Origin of the sequence: Vibrio sp. McD22-P3, from assembly GCF_021568915.1 — a bacterium.
Classification (GTDB): domain Bacteria; phylum Pseudomonadota; class Gammaproteobacteria; order Enterobacterales; family Vibrionaceae; genus Vibrio; species Vibrio mediterranei.
The window spans coordinates 22371-35794 of record NZ_JAKGTN010000024.1 but is presented as its reverse complement, the minus strand read 5'-3'; the positions used below and the strand labels follow the sequence as shown (position 1 = coordinate 35794).

The window sequence follows — 13424 nt, the reverse complement described above, 5'->3', positions numbered from 1 at the left end:
TACTACTGTGCTGGGAGATTCGCGAAAATTATACTTTCCGACAAAGTTATTGCAATCAAACAGCACCAAAAAGGTGCTATTTCGTTCACAAAACCATAACTTTCGCACAAAATTTCAATTTATAAATAATTGACCTACATCAATTATCTCATTTAGCTCTCAAGCTTGGCAATAAGTTGCTCCAATTTGTGAGGTTCATCAAGACTTATCGTTACTTTTGCTTTTCCGCTTGCATTTCGTACAAGAGACACTTTTGCACCCAGAATTTCACTTAAACGATGTGAAATTTCTTTAGCATCACGGTCTTCTGACTGTTTTTTCTCTGAAGAGTTCGGTTTTAAGCACTTTTTCACTAAATCTTCGGTTTGACGAACCGTCAGCTGTTTCTTAGCAACAGTGTCCGCAACCTCACATTGAACTTCACCTTCCAATGCTAATAGTGCGCGAGCGTGACCCATATCTATCTGTTTCGCTTCAACTAGCTTCTTCACAGATGGCTCTAGTTGATTCAAACGCAGCAAGTTACTGACCGCAGTACGTGATTTACCAATCACATCGGCCACTTGCTGGTGGGTCAATTCAAATTCGTCTTGTAGCCTTTCCAGAGCCTGAGCTTCTTCAATGGCATTTAGGTCTTCACGTTGAATGTTCTCAATTAGCGCCATCGCAACCGCAGCACGATCCTGAACGTTCTTCACCAGACAAGGCACCATTTTCAGGCCAGCTTGTCTTGCCGCTCGCCAGCGTCTTTCACCAGCAATAATTTCAAATTGCTCATGCCCAACACTTCTGACCACAATAGGTTGAATAATACCTTGCGATTGAATGGAAGCTGCGAGCTCTTCGAGTGCTTCAGGAGCCATATCTTTACGCGGCTGGTAAATACCAGGGCGCAGACTATTGATTGAAAGTTCAGCCAGATCACCATCGGTAGATAGGCTTTGGCTTTGCGTTGCGACTTGTTGTTTTTCTCTGGCAATAGAACTCGTCGACAAAAGCGCGTCGAGCCCTTTGCCTAAACCACGTTTAGACATTGAATCTATTTTCCTTAAGAGCGTTAAGCCAATACTTCTTCGCGTCGTAGCATCTCACCAGCAAGGGCAAGATAAGCTTTGGCACCGGCGGAATACTTGTCGTAGTACATCGCTGGTTTACCATGACTTGGCGCTTCTGCGAGGCGTACATTCCTAGGGATAACGGTTCGATAAACCTTGTCTCCGAAGTGTTTTTTCAATTGTTCAGACACTTCGTTAGCAAGACGATTTCGAGGGTCGTACATGGTACGTAGTAGCCCTTCGATCTTCAGGTTTTCATTGACTACCGCTGCCAACTTACTGATGGTATCCATCAATGCCGTCAGTCCCTCTAAGGCAAAGTATTCACATTGCATTGGCACTAACACAGAGTCAGCAGCAGCCATTGCGTTTATTGTAAGTAGGTTCAAAGAGGGAGGACAATCGATAAAGATGAAATCATAGTTATCGCGGATTGGCGCAAGTGCATGTTTTAAACGCACTTCTCTAGCAAACACTTCCATGAGTTTAATTTCAGCTGCCGTAACATCTCCATTAGCAGCGATGAGGTCAAACTGACCAGAAGTGTCCTGACAAACTACCTGTTCAAAAGGAAGCTCATCAACCAGCAAATCGTAAGCAGTTGTTTCAACTTGATACTTATCGACGCCACTGGCCATCGTCGCATTTCCCTGCGGATCAAGATCTATCACTAATACCTTACGTTTAGTGGCAGCCATTGATGCCGCTAAATTTACACACGTGGTAGTTTTACCAACGCCACCTTTTTGGTTCGCAATAGCGACAATTTTTCCCACGACAACTTCTCCATTATCCCTTCTTGGATAAGATTACAAGATGACGGTCACCTTCCAACTCAGGAACTTGCAAAGGTTTGATATCGATCACAGAACACCACTCCGGTAGCTCTGAGACTTCCTGTTCATGAAGTTGACCTTTTAATGCATAGAAGCGACCACTCTGTGATTTTGGTAAATGTTCACACCAATTCACCATATCGGTCATAGAGGCAAAGGCTCGGCTCAGAACACCATCAAAGCCACCTTCAGGATCAAACTCTTCGACTCGAGATTGAACCGCAGTCACATTAGACAGTTTAAGCTCGTGAACCACCTGTTTGATAAAACGAATACGCTTACCTAAGCTATCAAGCAAAGTGAATGAACGGTTTGGATGCATGATAGCCAAAGGAATCCCTGGCAGTCCCGGCCCCGTTCCAACATCAATAAAACGCTCACCTTCGAGGTGCTCACCAACAATGATGCTATCAAGGATATGTTTCACTAACATATCTTCAGGTCGACGCACCGAAGTCAAGTTGTAAGCCTTATTCCATTTATCAAGTAATTGGACATAGCCCACAAGTTGCTGCTTTTGAAGTTCAGAGACCTCTAATGAGGTCTCTGATAATAATTGTTCAAGTTTTGCGGATAAGTTGTTGCTCACGCGGCTTCACCTTTTTTAAGCATTCCTTGTTTCTTCAAGTAAACCAACAGGATGGAAATCGCTGCGGGTGTAATACCAGAAATACGGGAAGCAATTCCAACCGTTTCAGGTTTTGCTTCTGTCAGCTTGGCAACGACCTCGTTAGACAGCCCTTTCACATCGCTGTAATCAAGATCGGCTGGGATCTTGGTGTTTTCATGACGAAGCGACTTAGCTATCTCATCTTGTTGGCGCTGAATATAACCTTCATATTTCACCTGGATCTCAACTTGCTCACTGGCTTGTTGATCTTCCATCGCGGGTGCGAATGCGTCTAATGACGTCAATTGTGAATAGTTCAATTCAGGACGACGTAGTAGATCTTCACCGCTTGCTTCGCGAGAAATAGGGGTCTTCAGTAGCACATTAAGTGCTTCGATACCTTCAGATTTTGGATTAACCCATGTTTCTTTTAGGCGCTGACGTTCGGTCGCCATGTTATTCAGTTTTTCGTTGAATCGCGACCAGCGTTTCTCGTCAATTAAACCGAGATTATGCGCATGTTCAGTCAAACGAATATCCGCATTGTCTTCACGCAGCAATAGACGATATTCCGCACGAGATGTAAACATGCGATAAGGCTCTTTGGTACCCATGGTTGATAAATCGTCAATCAGTACGCCCATATAAGCCTGATCACGACGTGGGCTCCAGCCTTCTTTGCCTTGCGAGTAGAGGCTAGCGTTTAGACCTGCCATTAGACCTTGTGCCGCCGCTTCTTCGTAACCGGTGGTGCCATTAATCTGGCCAGCAAAGAACAAACCAGAAATAAACTTGGTTTCGTAAGTCTGTTTTAGATCACGAGGGTCAAAGAAATCGTATTCGATAGCATAACCAGCGCGAACAATATGCGCGTTCTCAAAACCTTTCATTGAACGAACGATTTGTACCTGTACATCAAACGGTAAACTGGTTGAGATACCGTTTGGATACAGCTCATGCGTGGTTAAACCTTCAGGTTCGATAAAGATCTGATGGCTATTTTTGTCCGCAAAACGCATGACCTTATCTTCAATAGAAGGGCAATAGCGCGGTCCAATACCTTCGATCACGCCGGCATACATTGGGCTTCGATCGAGGTTATTGCGAATCACCTCATGCGTGGACTCATTCGTGTGCGTAATGAAACACGGAATCTGCGTTGGATGTTGGTTGCGGTTACCCATGAAAGAAAAAACAGGCGTAGGGTTATCACCATGCTGCACTTCTAGTGCAGAAAAGTCGACGCTTCGAGCATCAATACGTGGAGGTGTACCTGTTTTTAAACGATCTACGCGAAATGGTAACTCTCGCAAACGCGCCGCGAGTGCAATGGATGGTTGATCACCCATACGACCGCCAGAAGAGCTCTCCATACCGATATGGATCTTACCACCTAAAAAAGTACCAACCGTTAATACAACGGATCTCGAATGGAATTTCAATCCCATCTCAGTTACTACACCGCGTACTTGATCTTGTTCCACGATCAAGTCATCCACCGACTGTTGGAATAGTGTTAAGTTTGGTGTGTTTTCTAGGGCGTTACGCACATAAGCCTTGTATAACGCACGATCTGCTTGAGCGCGTGTGGCACGAACTGCTGGACCCTTTGACGCATTCAGCGTACGAAATTGAATACCTGCATGATCAATGGCCTCTGCCATCAAACCACCCATAGCATCCACTTCTTTAACCAAATGTCCTTTACCAATACCACCAATGGCAGGGTTACATGACATTTGACCTAACGTATCAATATTATGAGTTAGCAGTAGTGTCTTTTGCCCTGTACGAGCAGATGCGAGTGCGGCTTCCGTTCCTGCATGTCCGCCACCAACTACGATGACATCAAATGTTTCGTGATAAAGCATGAACCGACCTCAGTATTCAATCGAGAAATTTAGACAAACCAAAAGGAGCAGTATTCTACCGCTTTTCTTGAAGTGAGAAAAACGGTTTTCACATTTTTTGGATCCAAGAAATAAGTAATATAAAGATAAGATCTATATATATGATCTTTTATTAGATCTATTATTAGGATCCTCGATCTCTGTGGATAAGTCGAAAATGATCAACAAATCCATGGATCTTTTCGTGATCGCTTGTTGTGATCTAGTGTTGATCTGGCACTGTATTAGTTGGGATCAAAAAGGCTAGTTATACACAAGGGAAGGAGGCCTTGAAAGTTGTTCTTTGGATAAATATAGGTTTTTCACCGAAAAGATCATATTTTATCCACAGATTGATTGGTCATAAATTACTCGTTATGAGTGAATTGAAGTTGAAGAGTTACTCACAGGCATAAAAAAAGCGGCCAAAGCCGCTTATTATTAAGTGTTTGCTTCTAGCTAAACTTACTCATGTGTTCATTGAGCCAAACTTCCGCAGCGTCTTCAGGCACGGGATCGTTGAGAACATCGATTTGCAGGCAGTCTGTCAGTGGTGTCGCGCCGATGTCTTCAAGTAACTCATAAGCGTGTTTACCGGCTGCACAAAACGTATCATAGCTAGAGTCACCTATGCCAACGACAGCGTATTTCACGTTCGACATGCGAGGTGGTGTATCTTGCAGAGCTGCGATGAAAGGCTGGATATTATCTGGGTAATCTCCAGCTCCATGCGTTGAGGTGATTAAAAGCCAAATCCCTTCGGCCTCAATGTCACTCAACTCAGGCTGATTGTGGATTGTAGTTTCTAGCCCTTGTTCTATAAGTAGGTCACTCAAGTGGTCACCGACATATTCCGCACCGCCAAGTGTGCTACCTGTGATGATATGAATCATTAATGTTCCTTATTTACCAATACAGAATGAAGAGAAGATACGACCAAGCAGATCGTCGGAGCTAAACTCTCCAGTAATCTCATTCAGATGTTGCTGGGCAATACGAAGTTCTTCAGCCAGAATTTCGCCCGCCATATAACCTTCTAGTTGCTGCTGTCCGATATCGAGATGCTCAGCAGCTCGCTCTAACGCATCAAGGTGTCGACGTCTTGCCATAAAGCCACCTTCATTGGCACCAGAGAAGCCCATAATGGCTTTTAGGTGTTCTCGTAAAGCTGGCACACCCTCACCAGTGCGTGCAGAAAGTCGAATTAGGGTTGGATCATTAACATGGCAGATCCCTAGCGTTTCGCCTGTTTCGTCAACTTTATTGCGGATTACGGTAATGCCGATCGAACTTGGTAGGCGATCGATAAAGTCGGGCCAGATTTCTTTTGGATCCGTAGCATCTGTTGTGGTGCCATCTACCATGAAGAGAACGCGATCGGCCTGCTCAATCTCTTCCCAAGCTCGCTCGATACCAATACGTTCTACCTCATCGGAAGCGTCACGTAGACCTGCGGTATCAATGATATGCAGTGGCATTCCGTCTATATGGATATGCTCTCTCAGGACATCTCGAGTCGTGCCTGCGATATCGGTAACGATAGCAGACTCTTTCCCAGATAGGGCATTGAGTAGGCTAGATTTACCTGCATTAGGGCGACCTGCAATAACCACTTTCATCCCTTCGCGCATAATGGCACCTTGATTGGCTTCCTTACGAACGGACTCTAAGTTATCAATGATATGTTGCAGGTCACCAGCGACTTTGCCATCTGCTAGAAAGTCGATTTCTTCTTCTGGGAAGTCGATAGCCGCTTCGACATAAATACGTAAATGGATTAGCGATTCCACCAGCACCTGAATGCGTTTAGAGAATTGTCCTTGAAGAGATTGCAGTGCCGATTTCGCGGCCTCTTCTGAACTGGCATCAATTAAATCGGCAATGGCTTCTGCTTGGGTTAAGTCCATTTTATCGTTGAGGAATGCGCGTTCACTAAATTCGCCAGGTCTTGCTGGACGAACGCCCGGAATGAGCAGGATACGCTTAATCAGCATGTCCATAACAACAGGGCCACCGTGTCCTTGTAGTTCAAGAACGTCCTCACCAGTAAACGAATGTGGGTTAGGGAAGTATAGAGCGATCCCTTGGTCAAGCTCGCTGCCATCCTGTGCTTTAAATGGCAGATAGTCGGCGTAGCGCGGTTTAAGCGTTTTCCCTGTCACTTGTAAGGCAACCTCAGCAGCAAGAGGGCCTGATACTCGTATAATACCCACGCCACCGCGGCCTGGGGCTGTGGCTTGTGCCACAATAGTGTCTGTTGTCATTGTGTTGCCTAATCGCAGTACTTTAGCCAAATTGTAATCATGGTAAATGAAAAAGGCGACCATTTAGGCCGCCTTTTATTCTATTCGCGTATTGTTAACCAATCAGCAGGACTACTTAGAGTGTAATCCTTTCTTCTCCAGCGCTCGATAAATCAAGGTTTGCTGAATCAGAGTAACGATGTTCGATACCAACCAGTAAAGAACTAGACCTGATGGGAACCATAGGAAGAAGAAGGTAAACATAACCGGCATAAAGGTCATGATCTTCTGCTGCATTGGATCGGTTACTGTTGTCGGGCTCATCTTCTGGATCAAGAACATACTTGCACCCATTAGTAGAGGCAGAATGTAGTATGGGTCTTGAGCTGAAAGGTCATGAATCCAACCAAAGAACGGTGAATGACGCAGCTCAACCGACTCCATTAGTGCCCAGTAAAGTGCAATGAAGATTGGCATCTGTAGCAAGATTGGTAGACAGCCACCTAGAGGATTTACTTTCTCTTTCTTGTACAGTTCCATCATTTCTTGGCTCATGCGTTGGCGGTCATCGCCGATACGCTCACGCATTGCTTGCAGCTTAGGCTGAAGCATACGCATTTTCGCCATCGAGGTGTATTGAGCTTTTGTTAGTGGGTACATGGCACCACGAACAATGAAGGTCAAACAGATGATAGCTAGACCCCAGTTAACAACGATACCTTGAATGAACGATAGTAGCGTGTGAAGTGGTTTTGCAATGAACCATAACCAGCCGTAGTCTACTACTAGATCTAGGTTTGGCGCAGTTTCAGCCATTTGCTTCTGAAGTTTAGGGCCTGCCCAAAGTGTAGCTTTCAGTGTTGCTGATTGGCCATCTGCAATTGTTGCGTTTGGCATACGAACACCGATATCACCTAGGTTACCGATTACACGAGTGTAAAGGTTAGTACCTGGTGCTTCACGAGGAATCCATGCTGCTGCGAAGTAGTGTTGGATCATTGCTGCCCAACCTTGACCGTCAGTCAGGTTAAGAGACAGGTTGCGATCTTGCATATCTTCGAAGCTGTATTTTTTATAGCGAACGTCTTGAGTTGAGTATGCGCCGCCATTGTATGTTGGCATTGTGATGCTGCCGCCTTTGTCTTGTAAGTTTTGACGAAGGTGAGCGTACATGCCGAACGTTGCATTTTGGCCAGAGTTGTTGTCTACATCGTATTCAACATCAATCGCGTAGTTGCCACGTTTTAGAATGAAGGTTTTGGTGTAAGAGATGCCATTCGCTTCAAATGTCATTGGAACACGTAGTTCATCTTGACCGTCAGCAATGGTAAAGCTGTCAGCAGACACGGTATAAGCTGGACGGCTTGTGCTGCTTAGGTCAATACCTTGAGGACCTACCAGACCACTTTGAGCGATAAACTGGTGACCTTGATCGTCTTTTAGAAGTTCAAACGGTTCGCTAGATTCTAACTCAGTTGCGTACTCGTTTAATTTTGCTGTTACTACATCACCGCCAACGGTATTAATACCTAGCGTTAGTACGTCAGTTTTCACTGTGATGATTTTTTCTGCAGCAGTTTGGCTTTGACCAGGTGCAGGATCATGCTCATCAGCGAAAGATGGCGCAGGTAGAGTACTGCTTTGCGTCTGTTGGGTCGGAACTGGCGCTGGATTCTTATACGATTGCCATTGTTGGAACAGCAAAAAAGAAACTAAAGCCAAACCGATTAACAGAATATTACGTTGAGAATCCATCGTTATTTATCTCTGTCTTGTTTTTGGACTGGTGGAACGGGGTCAAATCCCCCTTCATTCAAAGGATGGCATTTTAATAGACGTTTGCCTGATAACCAACATCCTTTTACAAAACCGTGAGCTTTCAAGGCTTCTATAGCGTAAAGAGAACAGGTTGGGGTGAACCGACAACGAGGTCCGATAAGAGGACTGATAATCCACCTATATAGGTAGACGAGTCCGATAGCTAACCACGCGAAGGGCGAGACAGGCGATGCCATAACTTATCTAGAAGTTTGAACATTTCTTCATTGCTTAGAGTTTGCGCACTCTTCTTTGCAATTACAACAAAATCTTTGCTTGGAAGTTCATGTTGTTTGTTACGAAAACTTTCACGTACCAGACGCTTGAAGTGATTTCTAGCAACAGCTGTTTTTATCTGTTTTTTAGGAACCGCAAGACCAAGACGAGGGTGTGAGAGAGAGTTTTTACGAGCAATGATGGTGAAATGAGGGGAGCCAGCTCGATGAGCTTGCTTAAATACGTTTTGATAATGCTCGGGAGTTAACAAACGTAACTCCCGAATAAAGGCGTGCTTATTCAAAATAGAAAATTATTTTGATAGGCGTGCACGGCCTTTAGCACGACGTGCATTGATTACTTTACGACCGTTCTTAGTCGCCATGCGAGCACGGAAACCGTGAGTACGCTTGCGCTTTAGAACTGAAGGTTGAAAAGTGCGTTTAGACATGGTTATTACCTTTACTGATCAGTAGTTTTAGGTTCTCGTTGAACCCGGCGTGGGACATATTTCCCTACTCTATATATAGAGAGGAAATCCGACGCCTCTCAACAAAGAGGCGGAATTGTAATCACTGACTCGTCAAGAGTCAATAATCAGTTCAACTTCAATTCCGGTTGGCGAATTATACTTTTTGTGAGCCAGAGCGCAAGGATCCTATTCGATCCCAACTTGATTTAGAAATTTCTTCAGTTGGATATCTTGTGGATCGTTAAAAATTTGCTCTGGTGTACCTTGTTCCACTATGTGGCCATCAGCCATGAAGATCACTCTGTCGGCGACTTCTTTGGCAAACTGCATTTCGTGGGTCACAACAAGCATGGTTTGATGCTGTGTTGCGAGCTTTTTCATAAGGTTAAGTACTTCACCTACCCACTCAGGATCGAGTGCTGAAGTTGGTTCATCGAATAACAGTAGCTCAGGTTGTAATGCCATCGCTCGGCCAATACCTACACGCTGCTGTTGACCACCGGAAAGGGAAGCTGGGTATTGATCCCCTTTGTCTCCTAGACCGATGTCATCGAGAATTTGTTGTGCTTTCTCAAGAGCTTGCTCTTTTTTCCAGCCCTTTACTGTGATCAAACCTTCCGCAATATTCTGACGCGCAGTCATGTGCGCGAATAGAGCGTAGTTCTGAAACACAAAGCCAGTCTTGCGTCTTAGTGCCAATACTTCTGCTTTAGTATGGCTTTGGCAGTTTACCGAGACATCGTCAATAGAGATTTGGCCTTCATCTGCTTGTTCCAGGAAATTGACGCAACGTAATAAGGTAGACTTACCGGTACCACTAGAACCAATAATGACGATAATTTCGCCTTGTTTGATATCAATATCGATGCCTTTGAGCACTTCGGTGTCACCGAATCGCTTGTGGATATTTTTTAATGTAATCATCGTTGATAAGCCTTATTCAGTTTTTGCTCTGCGACAATTTGTACGCGAGTAAGTACTAACACAACACCCCAGTATATGAGCGCGACGGCAAGAAATGCTTCAAAAAATCGGAAGCTGGATGATGCTTCCATTTGGGCTTTCGCCATAATCTCTGCCACACCAAGTGTGAACGCTAACGACGTCGACTTAATCATATCAATGAAGTAGTTCATCAATGATGGTAGGGCTACGCGAGTTGCTTGCGGCAAAATGATACGACGCATGGCTTGGCTAGTTGTCATACCTACAGAAAGACTTGCTTCCATCTGACTGCGGTCAATGCCGATAATGGCGGCACGAATACTCTCTGCCATATAAGCGGCAAAGTGCAGAGTCAGGCCTATTACTGCGGCACTGAAGGCGTTGAGCCCAACCATCCAAGGAAAAATTTGTGGTAAGCCATAATAAAGCAGAAACAGCTGAACCAATAATGGAGTACCACGGAAAAAGCTTATATAGAGCTGACTGAGCTGATCCAATACCGGGATCTTAAACACGCGAATGTTGGCTAAAATAACCGATAGAATCAATGAGAACAGCAGTCCCCATACCGCCATTTCCATGGTTGTACCAAGATACTTCAACAGTATCGGCATCAACTCAAGCATGTATTGAAAATCAAATCCCATAACAGTACCAAACTCTTAGAAAAACAAACGCCCACTACCAAGAGTAGTGGGCGTATCAATAGTAATCACTTACTTTTTAGTGATATCAGCACCAAACCACTTCTCAGAGATTTTTACTAGCGTACCATCAGCTCGCATGTCTGCCAGTGCGCTATTTACTTCTTGTTGCAGCTTTTGACCTTTTTCGTTGTTTACGAATGGCCAAGCATTCTCGATGGTTTCAAAAGGTTGACCTGCAAGTTGCAGTGGCAGGCCTGTTTTCTTGATTAGTTCAAGTGCAGAAAGGCGATCCATAACAAAAGCATCAGCACGGCCTAGTGCGACGTCATGTTCAATACCTGTATCGTAAGTTTTGATGGTGATTTTGCCGTCTTTATCGTAGCTACGTAGCAGTTGTTCAAAGTTTGAACCAAGGTTCACTGCGACTGTTTTACCTGCCAAATCATCAATACCTTGAATGCTGTCATTACCTTTTCGAACGGTAATTTGAGCACCATCAACAACATATGGGTCTGCGAACAGATACTTCGCTTTACGAGCATCTGTCATAGTGATTTGGTTAGAAATCGTGTCGATACGACCGGTCTCAAGCAAACCAAACAAACCTGAGAAGTTTGCCGTCACGAACTCTACTTTATAGTCATTGCGACGACCAATTTCGTCCCAAAGGTCGACTTCAAACCCTTGTAACTTGTCTTGTTTAACAAACGTAAATGGGAAGTAGCGACCAGACATGCCGACTTTCACTTCTTGTTGTGTCGCAGCATATGCTGCTTGAGATACGGTTGCAGAAAGCGCTAAAGCGGTTAGAAGGCCTTTAATCCAGTTTTTCATTTTACTACTCCTGATATTTATGGAGAGGATGTTACTGGTAAACATGTCGATAAGTTAAATAACTAGTTGTTATTAACCATAACAAACTCGGGGTTGAATGCTGGCTTTTTCATCACTCTATTAATATTAAACAAAAAGATAATGACAGCTTGAACGTTGATCTATGCACAAGTTAGATCAACATACTGCTTTTGTGGGTAGATCTGTGTTTTGTGCATTCATTTGTGAGTAAAATTAGGGCAAATTGTGTGGATCAAGCGAATTCAACCGAAAAAATTGTGAATAACTTAGATCTTATTCACTGGATCACTGATCATTTACTGGCGATCTTGGTTATCAACAGGTAAAATTACCAATCTTTTCCAATTCAAATAAATAGAGTGAGAGCACCGTGTCATCTTCGCTTTGGTTGCAATGTTCGCAACGACTACAAGAAGAGCTACCCGCTACCGAATTCAGCATGTGGGTCAGACCATTACAAGCTGAACTTAATGACAACACCCTAACTCTATTTGCGCCTAATCGCTTTGTATTAGATTGGGTACGTGACAGATACTTAAACAGCATCAACCGTTTACTCAAAGAGTATTGCGGTAATGACGTACCTAACTTACGATTTGAAGTGGGTAGTAAACCAGTTTCTGCGCCACCAGCGCCTAAGCCTGTTAAGACGGCCGCTGATGTAGCGGCAGAATCTTCAGCACCAGCACAGCTGCAAGCACGTCAGCCTGTGCATAAAACGTGGGACGATGAAGCAGAAGTCTCAGATATCAATCATCGCTCGAACGTTAATATCAAGCATAAATTCAATAATTTCGTTGAAGGTAAGTCGAACCAACTTGGCTTAGCTGCTGCACGTCAAGTTGCGGATAACCCTGGTGCGGCATACAACCCGCTGTTTTTGTACGGCGGTACTGGTCTGGGTAAAACCCACTTGTTGCATGCGGTAGGCAATGCGATTGTTGATAACAAGCCGAACGCGAAAGTTGTGTACATGCACTCTGAACGTTTTGTTCAAGACATGGTAAAAGCACTACAAAACAATGCGATTGAAGAGTTTAAACGTTACTATCGTAGCGTTGATGCATTGCTTATCGATGATATTCAGTTCTTTGCAAATAAAGAACGTTCTCAAGAAGAATTCTTTCATACCTTTAATGCTCTATTAGAAGGTAACCAACAGATCATCCTTACCTCTGATCGCTACCCTAAAGAGATAAATGGGGTAGAGGATCGTCTAAAATCCCGTTTCGGTTGGGGTTTGACGGTTGCGATCGAGCCACCAGAGCTTGAAACCCGCGTGGCAATTTTGATGAAGAAAGCAGAAGATCATCAAATTCACCTTGCTGATGAGGTGGCGTTCTTTATTGCTAAGCGTTTACGTTCTAATGTTCGTGAGTTGGAAGGGGCACTTAACCGTGTTATCGCCAACGCGAACTTTACTGGCCGTCCTATCACTATCGACTTTGTTCGAGAGGCGCTGCGCGATCTATTAGCACTACAAGAGAAGCTAGTCACTATAGACAACATTCAAAAGACCGTTGCTGAGTACTACAAGATTAAAGTGGCTGACTTATTGTCCAAACGTCGCTCTCGTTCGGTTGCGCGTCCTCGCCAGTTGGCGATGGCTTTGGCGAAAGAGCTTACCAACCACAGTCTTCCAGAAATTGGCGATGCATTTGGTGGTCGTGACCACACGACAGTGCTTCATGCTTGTCGTAAGATTGCTCAGCTACGCGAAGAAAGTCACGATATTAAAGAAGACTATTCGAACTTAATTCGTACGCTTTCTTCATAATAATGGCATAATCGCTATAATTAGCATTCAAGTTATTGTATTTCGCATATAAGTGGCATGG

14 protein-coding genes are annotated in these 13424 nt (G+C 44.3%); 1 reads left to right on the top strand and 13 read right to left on the bottom strand.

What is annotated here, in order from left to right; translation table 11 throughout:
* Positions 1 to 152: 152 nt before the first annotated feature.
* From L2W36_RS22700 to L2W36_RS22640, 13 genes are all read right to left on the bottom strand, one after another.
* Complete coding sequence (locus L2W36_RS22700) at positions 153 to 1034, bottom strand: ParB/RepB/Spo0J family partition protein (protein ID WP_006073071.1); 882 nt, start codon at positions 1032 to 1034, stop codon at positions 153 to 155.
* 23 nt (positions 1035 to 1057) lie between these two features.
* Positions 1058 to 1831, bottom strand: coding sequence for a ParA family protein (locus L2W36_RS22695; RefSeq protein ID WP_038224165.1), 774 nt, complete (start codon positions 1829 to 1831; stop codon positions 1058 to 1060).
* Between the two features lie 13 nt (positions 1832 to 1844).
* Positions 1845 to 2480 (bottom strand): 16S rRNA (guanine(527)-N(7))-methyltransferase RsmG, encoded by a 636-nt coding sequence (gene rsmG / locus L2W36_RS22690; protein WP_236111661.1) that lies wholly within the window; start codon positions 2478 to 2480, stop codon positions 1845 to 1847.
* On the bottom strand, positions 2477 to 4372 hold the full coding sequence (mnmG, locus tag L2W36_RS22685; protein ID WP_236111660.1) for a tRNA uridine-5-carboxymethylaminomethyl(34) synthesis enzyme MnmG: 1896 nt from the start codon (positions 4370 to 4372) through the stop codon (positions 2477 to 2479). The genes rsmG and mnmG overlap by 4 nt, the downstream gene beginning before the upstream one ends.
* Before the next feature lie 473 nt (positions 4373 to 4845).
* Positions 4846 to 5283 (bottom strand): FMN-binding protein MioC, encoded by a 438-nt coding sequence (mioC, locus tag L2W36_RS22680; RefSeq protein ID WP_038224172.1) that lies wholly within the window; start codon positions 5281 to 5283, stop codon positions 4846 to 4848.
* 9 nt (positions 5284 to 5292) lie between these two features.
* On the bottom strand, positions 5293 to 6654 hold the full coding sequence (gene mnmE / locus L2W36_RS22675) for a tRNA uridine-5-carboxymethylaminomethyl(34) synthesis GTPase MnmE (RefSeq protein WP_038224196.1): 1362 nt from the start codon (positions 6652 to 6654) through the stop codon (positions 5293 to 5295).
* Between the two features lie 111 nt (positions 6655 to 6765).
* Positions 6766 to 8388 (bottom strand): membrane protein insertase YidC, encoded by a 1623-nt coding sequence (gene yidC / locus L2W36_RS22670; protein WP_006073083.1) that lies wholly within the window; start codon positions 8386 to 8388, stop codon positions 6766 to 6768.
* A gap of 2 nt (positions 8389 to 8390) precedes the next feature.
* A complete protein-coding gene (yidD, locus tag L2W36_RS22665) occupies positions 8391 to 8648 on the bottom strand; it encodes a membrane protein insertion efficiency factor YidD (RefSeq protein WP_081836355.1) in 258 nt (85 codons plus the stop codon).
* Positions 8615 to 8971 (bottom strand): ribonuclease P protein component, encoded by a 357-nt coding sequence (rnpA, locus tag L2W36_RS22660; RefSeq protein ID WP_081836356.1) that lies wholly within the window; start codon positions 8969 to 8971, stop codon positions 8615 to 8617. The genes yidD and rnpA overlap by 34 nt, the downstream gene beginning before the upstream one ends.
* A 9-nt stretch (positions 8972 to 8980) precedes the next feature.
* On the bottom strand, positions 8981 to 9118 hold the full coding sequence (rpmH, locus tag L2W36_RS22655) for a 50S ribosomal protein L34 (protein WP_004400210.1): 138 nt from the start codon (positions 9116 to 9118) through the stop codon (positions 8981 to 8983).
* A gap of 207 nt (positions 9119 to 9325) precedes the next feature.
* Complete coding sequence (locus L2W36_RS22650; protein ID WP_062463369.1) at positions 9326 to 10063, bottom strand: amino acid ABC transporter ATP-binding protein; 738 nt, start codon at positions 10061 to 10063, stop codon at positions 9326 to 9328.
* A complete protein-coding gene (locus tag L2W36_RS22645) occupies positions 10060 to 10731 on the bottom strand; it encodes an amino acid ABC transporter permease (protein ID WP_038224176.1) in 672 nt (223 codons plus the stop codon). The genes L2W36_RS22650 and L2W36_RS22645 overlap by 4 nt, the downstream gene beginning before the upstream one ends.
* A 69-nt stretch (positions 10732 to 10800) precedes the next feature.
* Entirely contained in the window at positions 10801 to 11565 is a 765-nt protein-coding gene (locus L2W36_RS22640) for an amino acid ABC transporter substrate-binding protein (protein WP_236111659.1), read from the bottom strand.
* Positions 11566 to 11956: 391 nt separating this feature from the next.
* Here L2W36_RS22640 and dnaA point away from each other — a divergent pair, with 391 nt between their 5' ends.
* Positions 11957 to 13363 (top strand): chromosomal replication initiator protein DnaA, encoded by a 1407-nt coding sequence (dnaA, locus tag L2W36_RS22635; protein WP_038224178.1) that lies wholly within the window; start codon positions 11957 to 11959, stop codon positions 13361 to 13363.
* Positions 13364 to 13424: the final 61 nt, after the last annotated feature.

Bases quoted from the DNA above. Each gene is read 5' to 3' on its own strand.
- mnmE (WP_038224196.1), bottom strand. From the start codon at position 6,654: ATGACAACAGACACTATTGTGGCACAAGCCACAGCCCCAGGCCGCGGT.
- L2W36_RS22640 (WP_236111659.1), bottom strand. From the start codon at position 11,565: ATGAAAAACTGGATTAAAGGCCTTCTAACCGCTTTAGCGCTTTCTGCA.
- mnmG (WP_236111660.1), bottom strand. From the start codon at position 4,372: ATGCTTTATCACGAAACATTTGATGTCATCGTAGTTGGTGGCGGACAT.
- L2W36_RS22645 (WP_038224176.1), bottom strand. From the start codon at position 10,731: ATGGGATTTGATTTTCAATACATGCTTGAGTTGATGCCGATACTGTTG.
- rpmH (WP_004400210.1), bottom strand. From the start codon at position 9,118: ATGTCTAAACGCACTTTTCAACCTTCAGTTCTAAAGCGCAAGCGTACT.
- L2W36_RS22700 (WP_006073071.1), bottom strand. From the start codon at position 1,034: ATGTCTAAACGTGGTTTAGGCAAAGGGCTCGACGCGCTTTTGTCGACG.
- yidD (WP_081836355.1), bottom strand. From the start codon at position 8,648: ATGGCATCGCCTGTCTCGCCCTTCGCGTGGTTAGCTATCGGACTCGTC.
- L2W36_RS22650 (WP_062463369.1), bottom strand. From the start codon at position 10,063: ATGATTACATTAAAAAATATCCACAAGCGATTCGGTGACACCGAAGTG.
- mioC (WP_038224172.1), bottom strand. From the start codon at position 5,283: ATGATTCATATCATCACAGGTAGCACACTTGGCGGTGCGGAATATGTC.
- yidC (WP_006073083.1), bottom strand. From the start codon at position 8,388: ATGGATTCTCAACGTAATATTCTGTTAATCGGTTTGGCTTTAGTTTCT.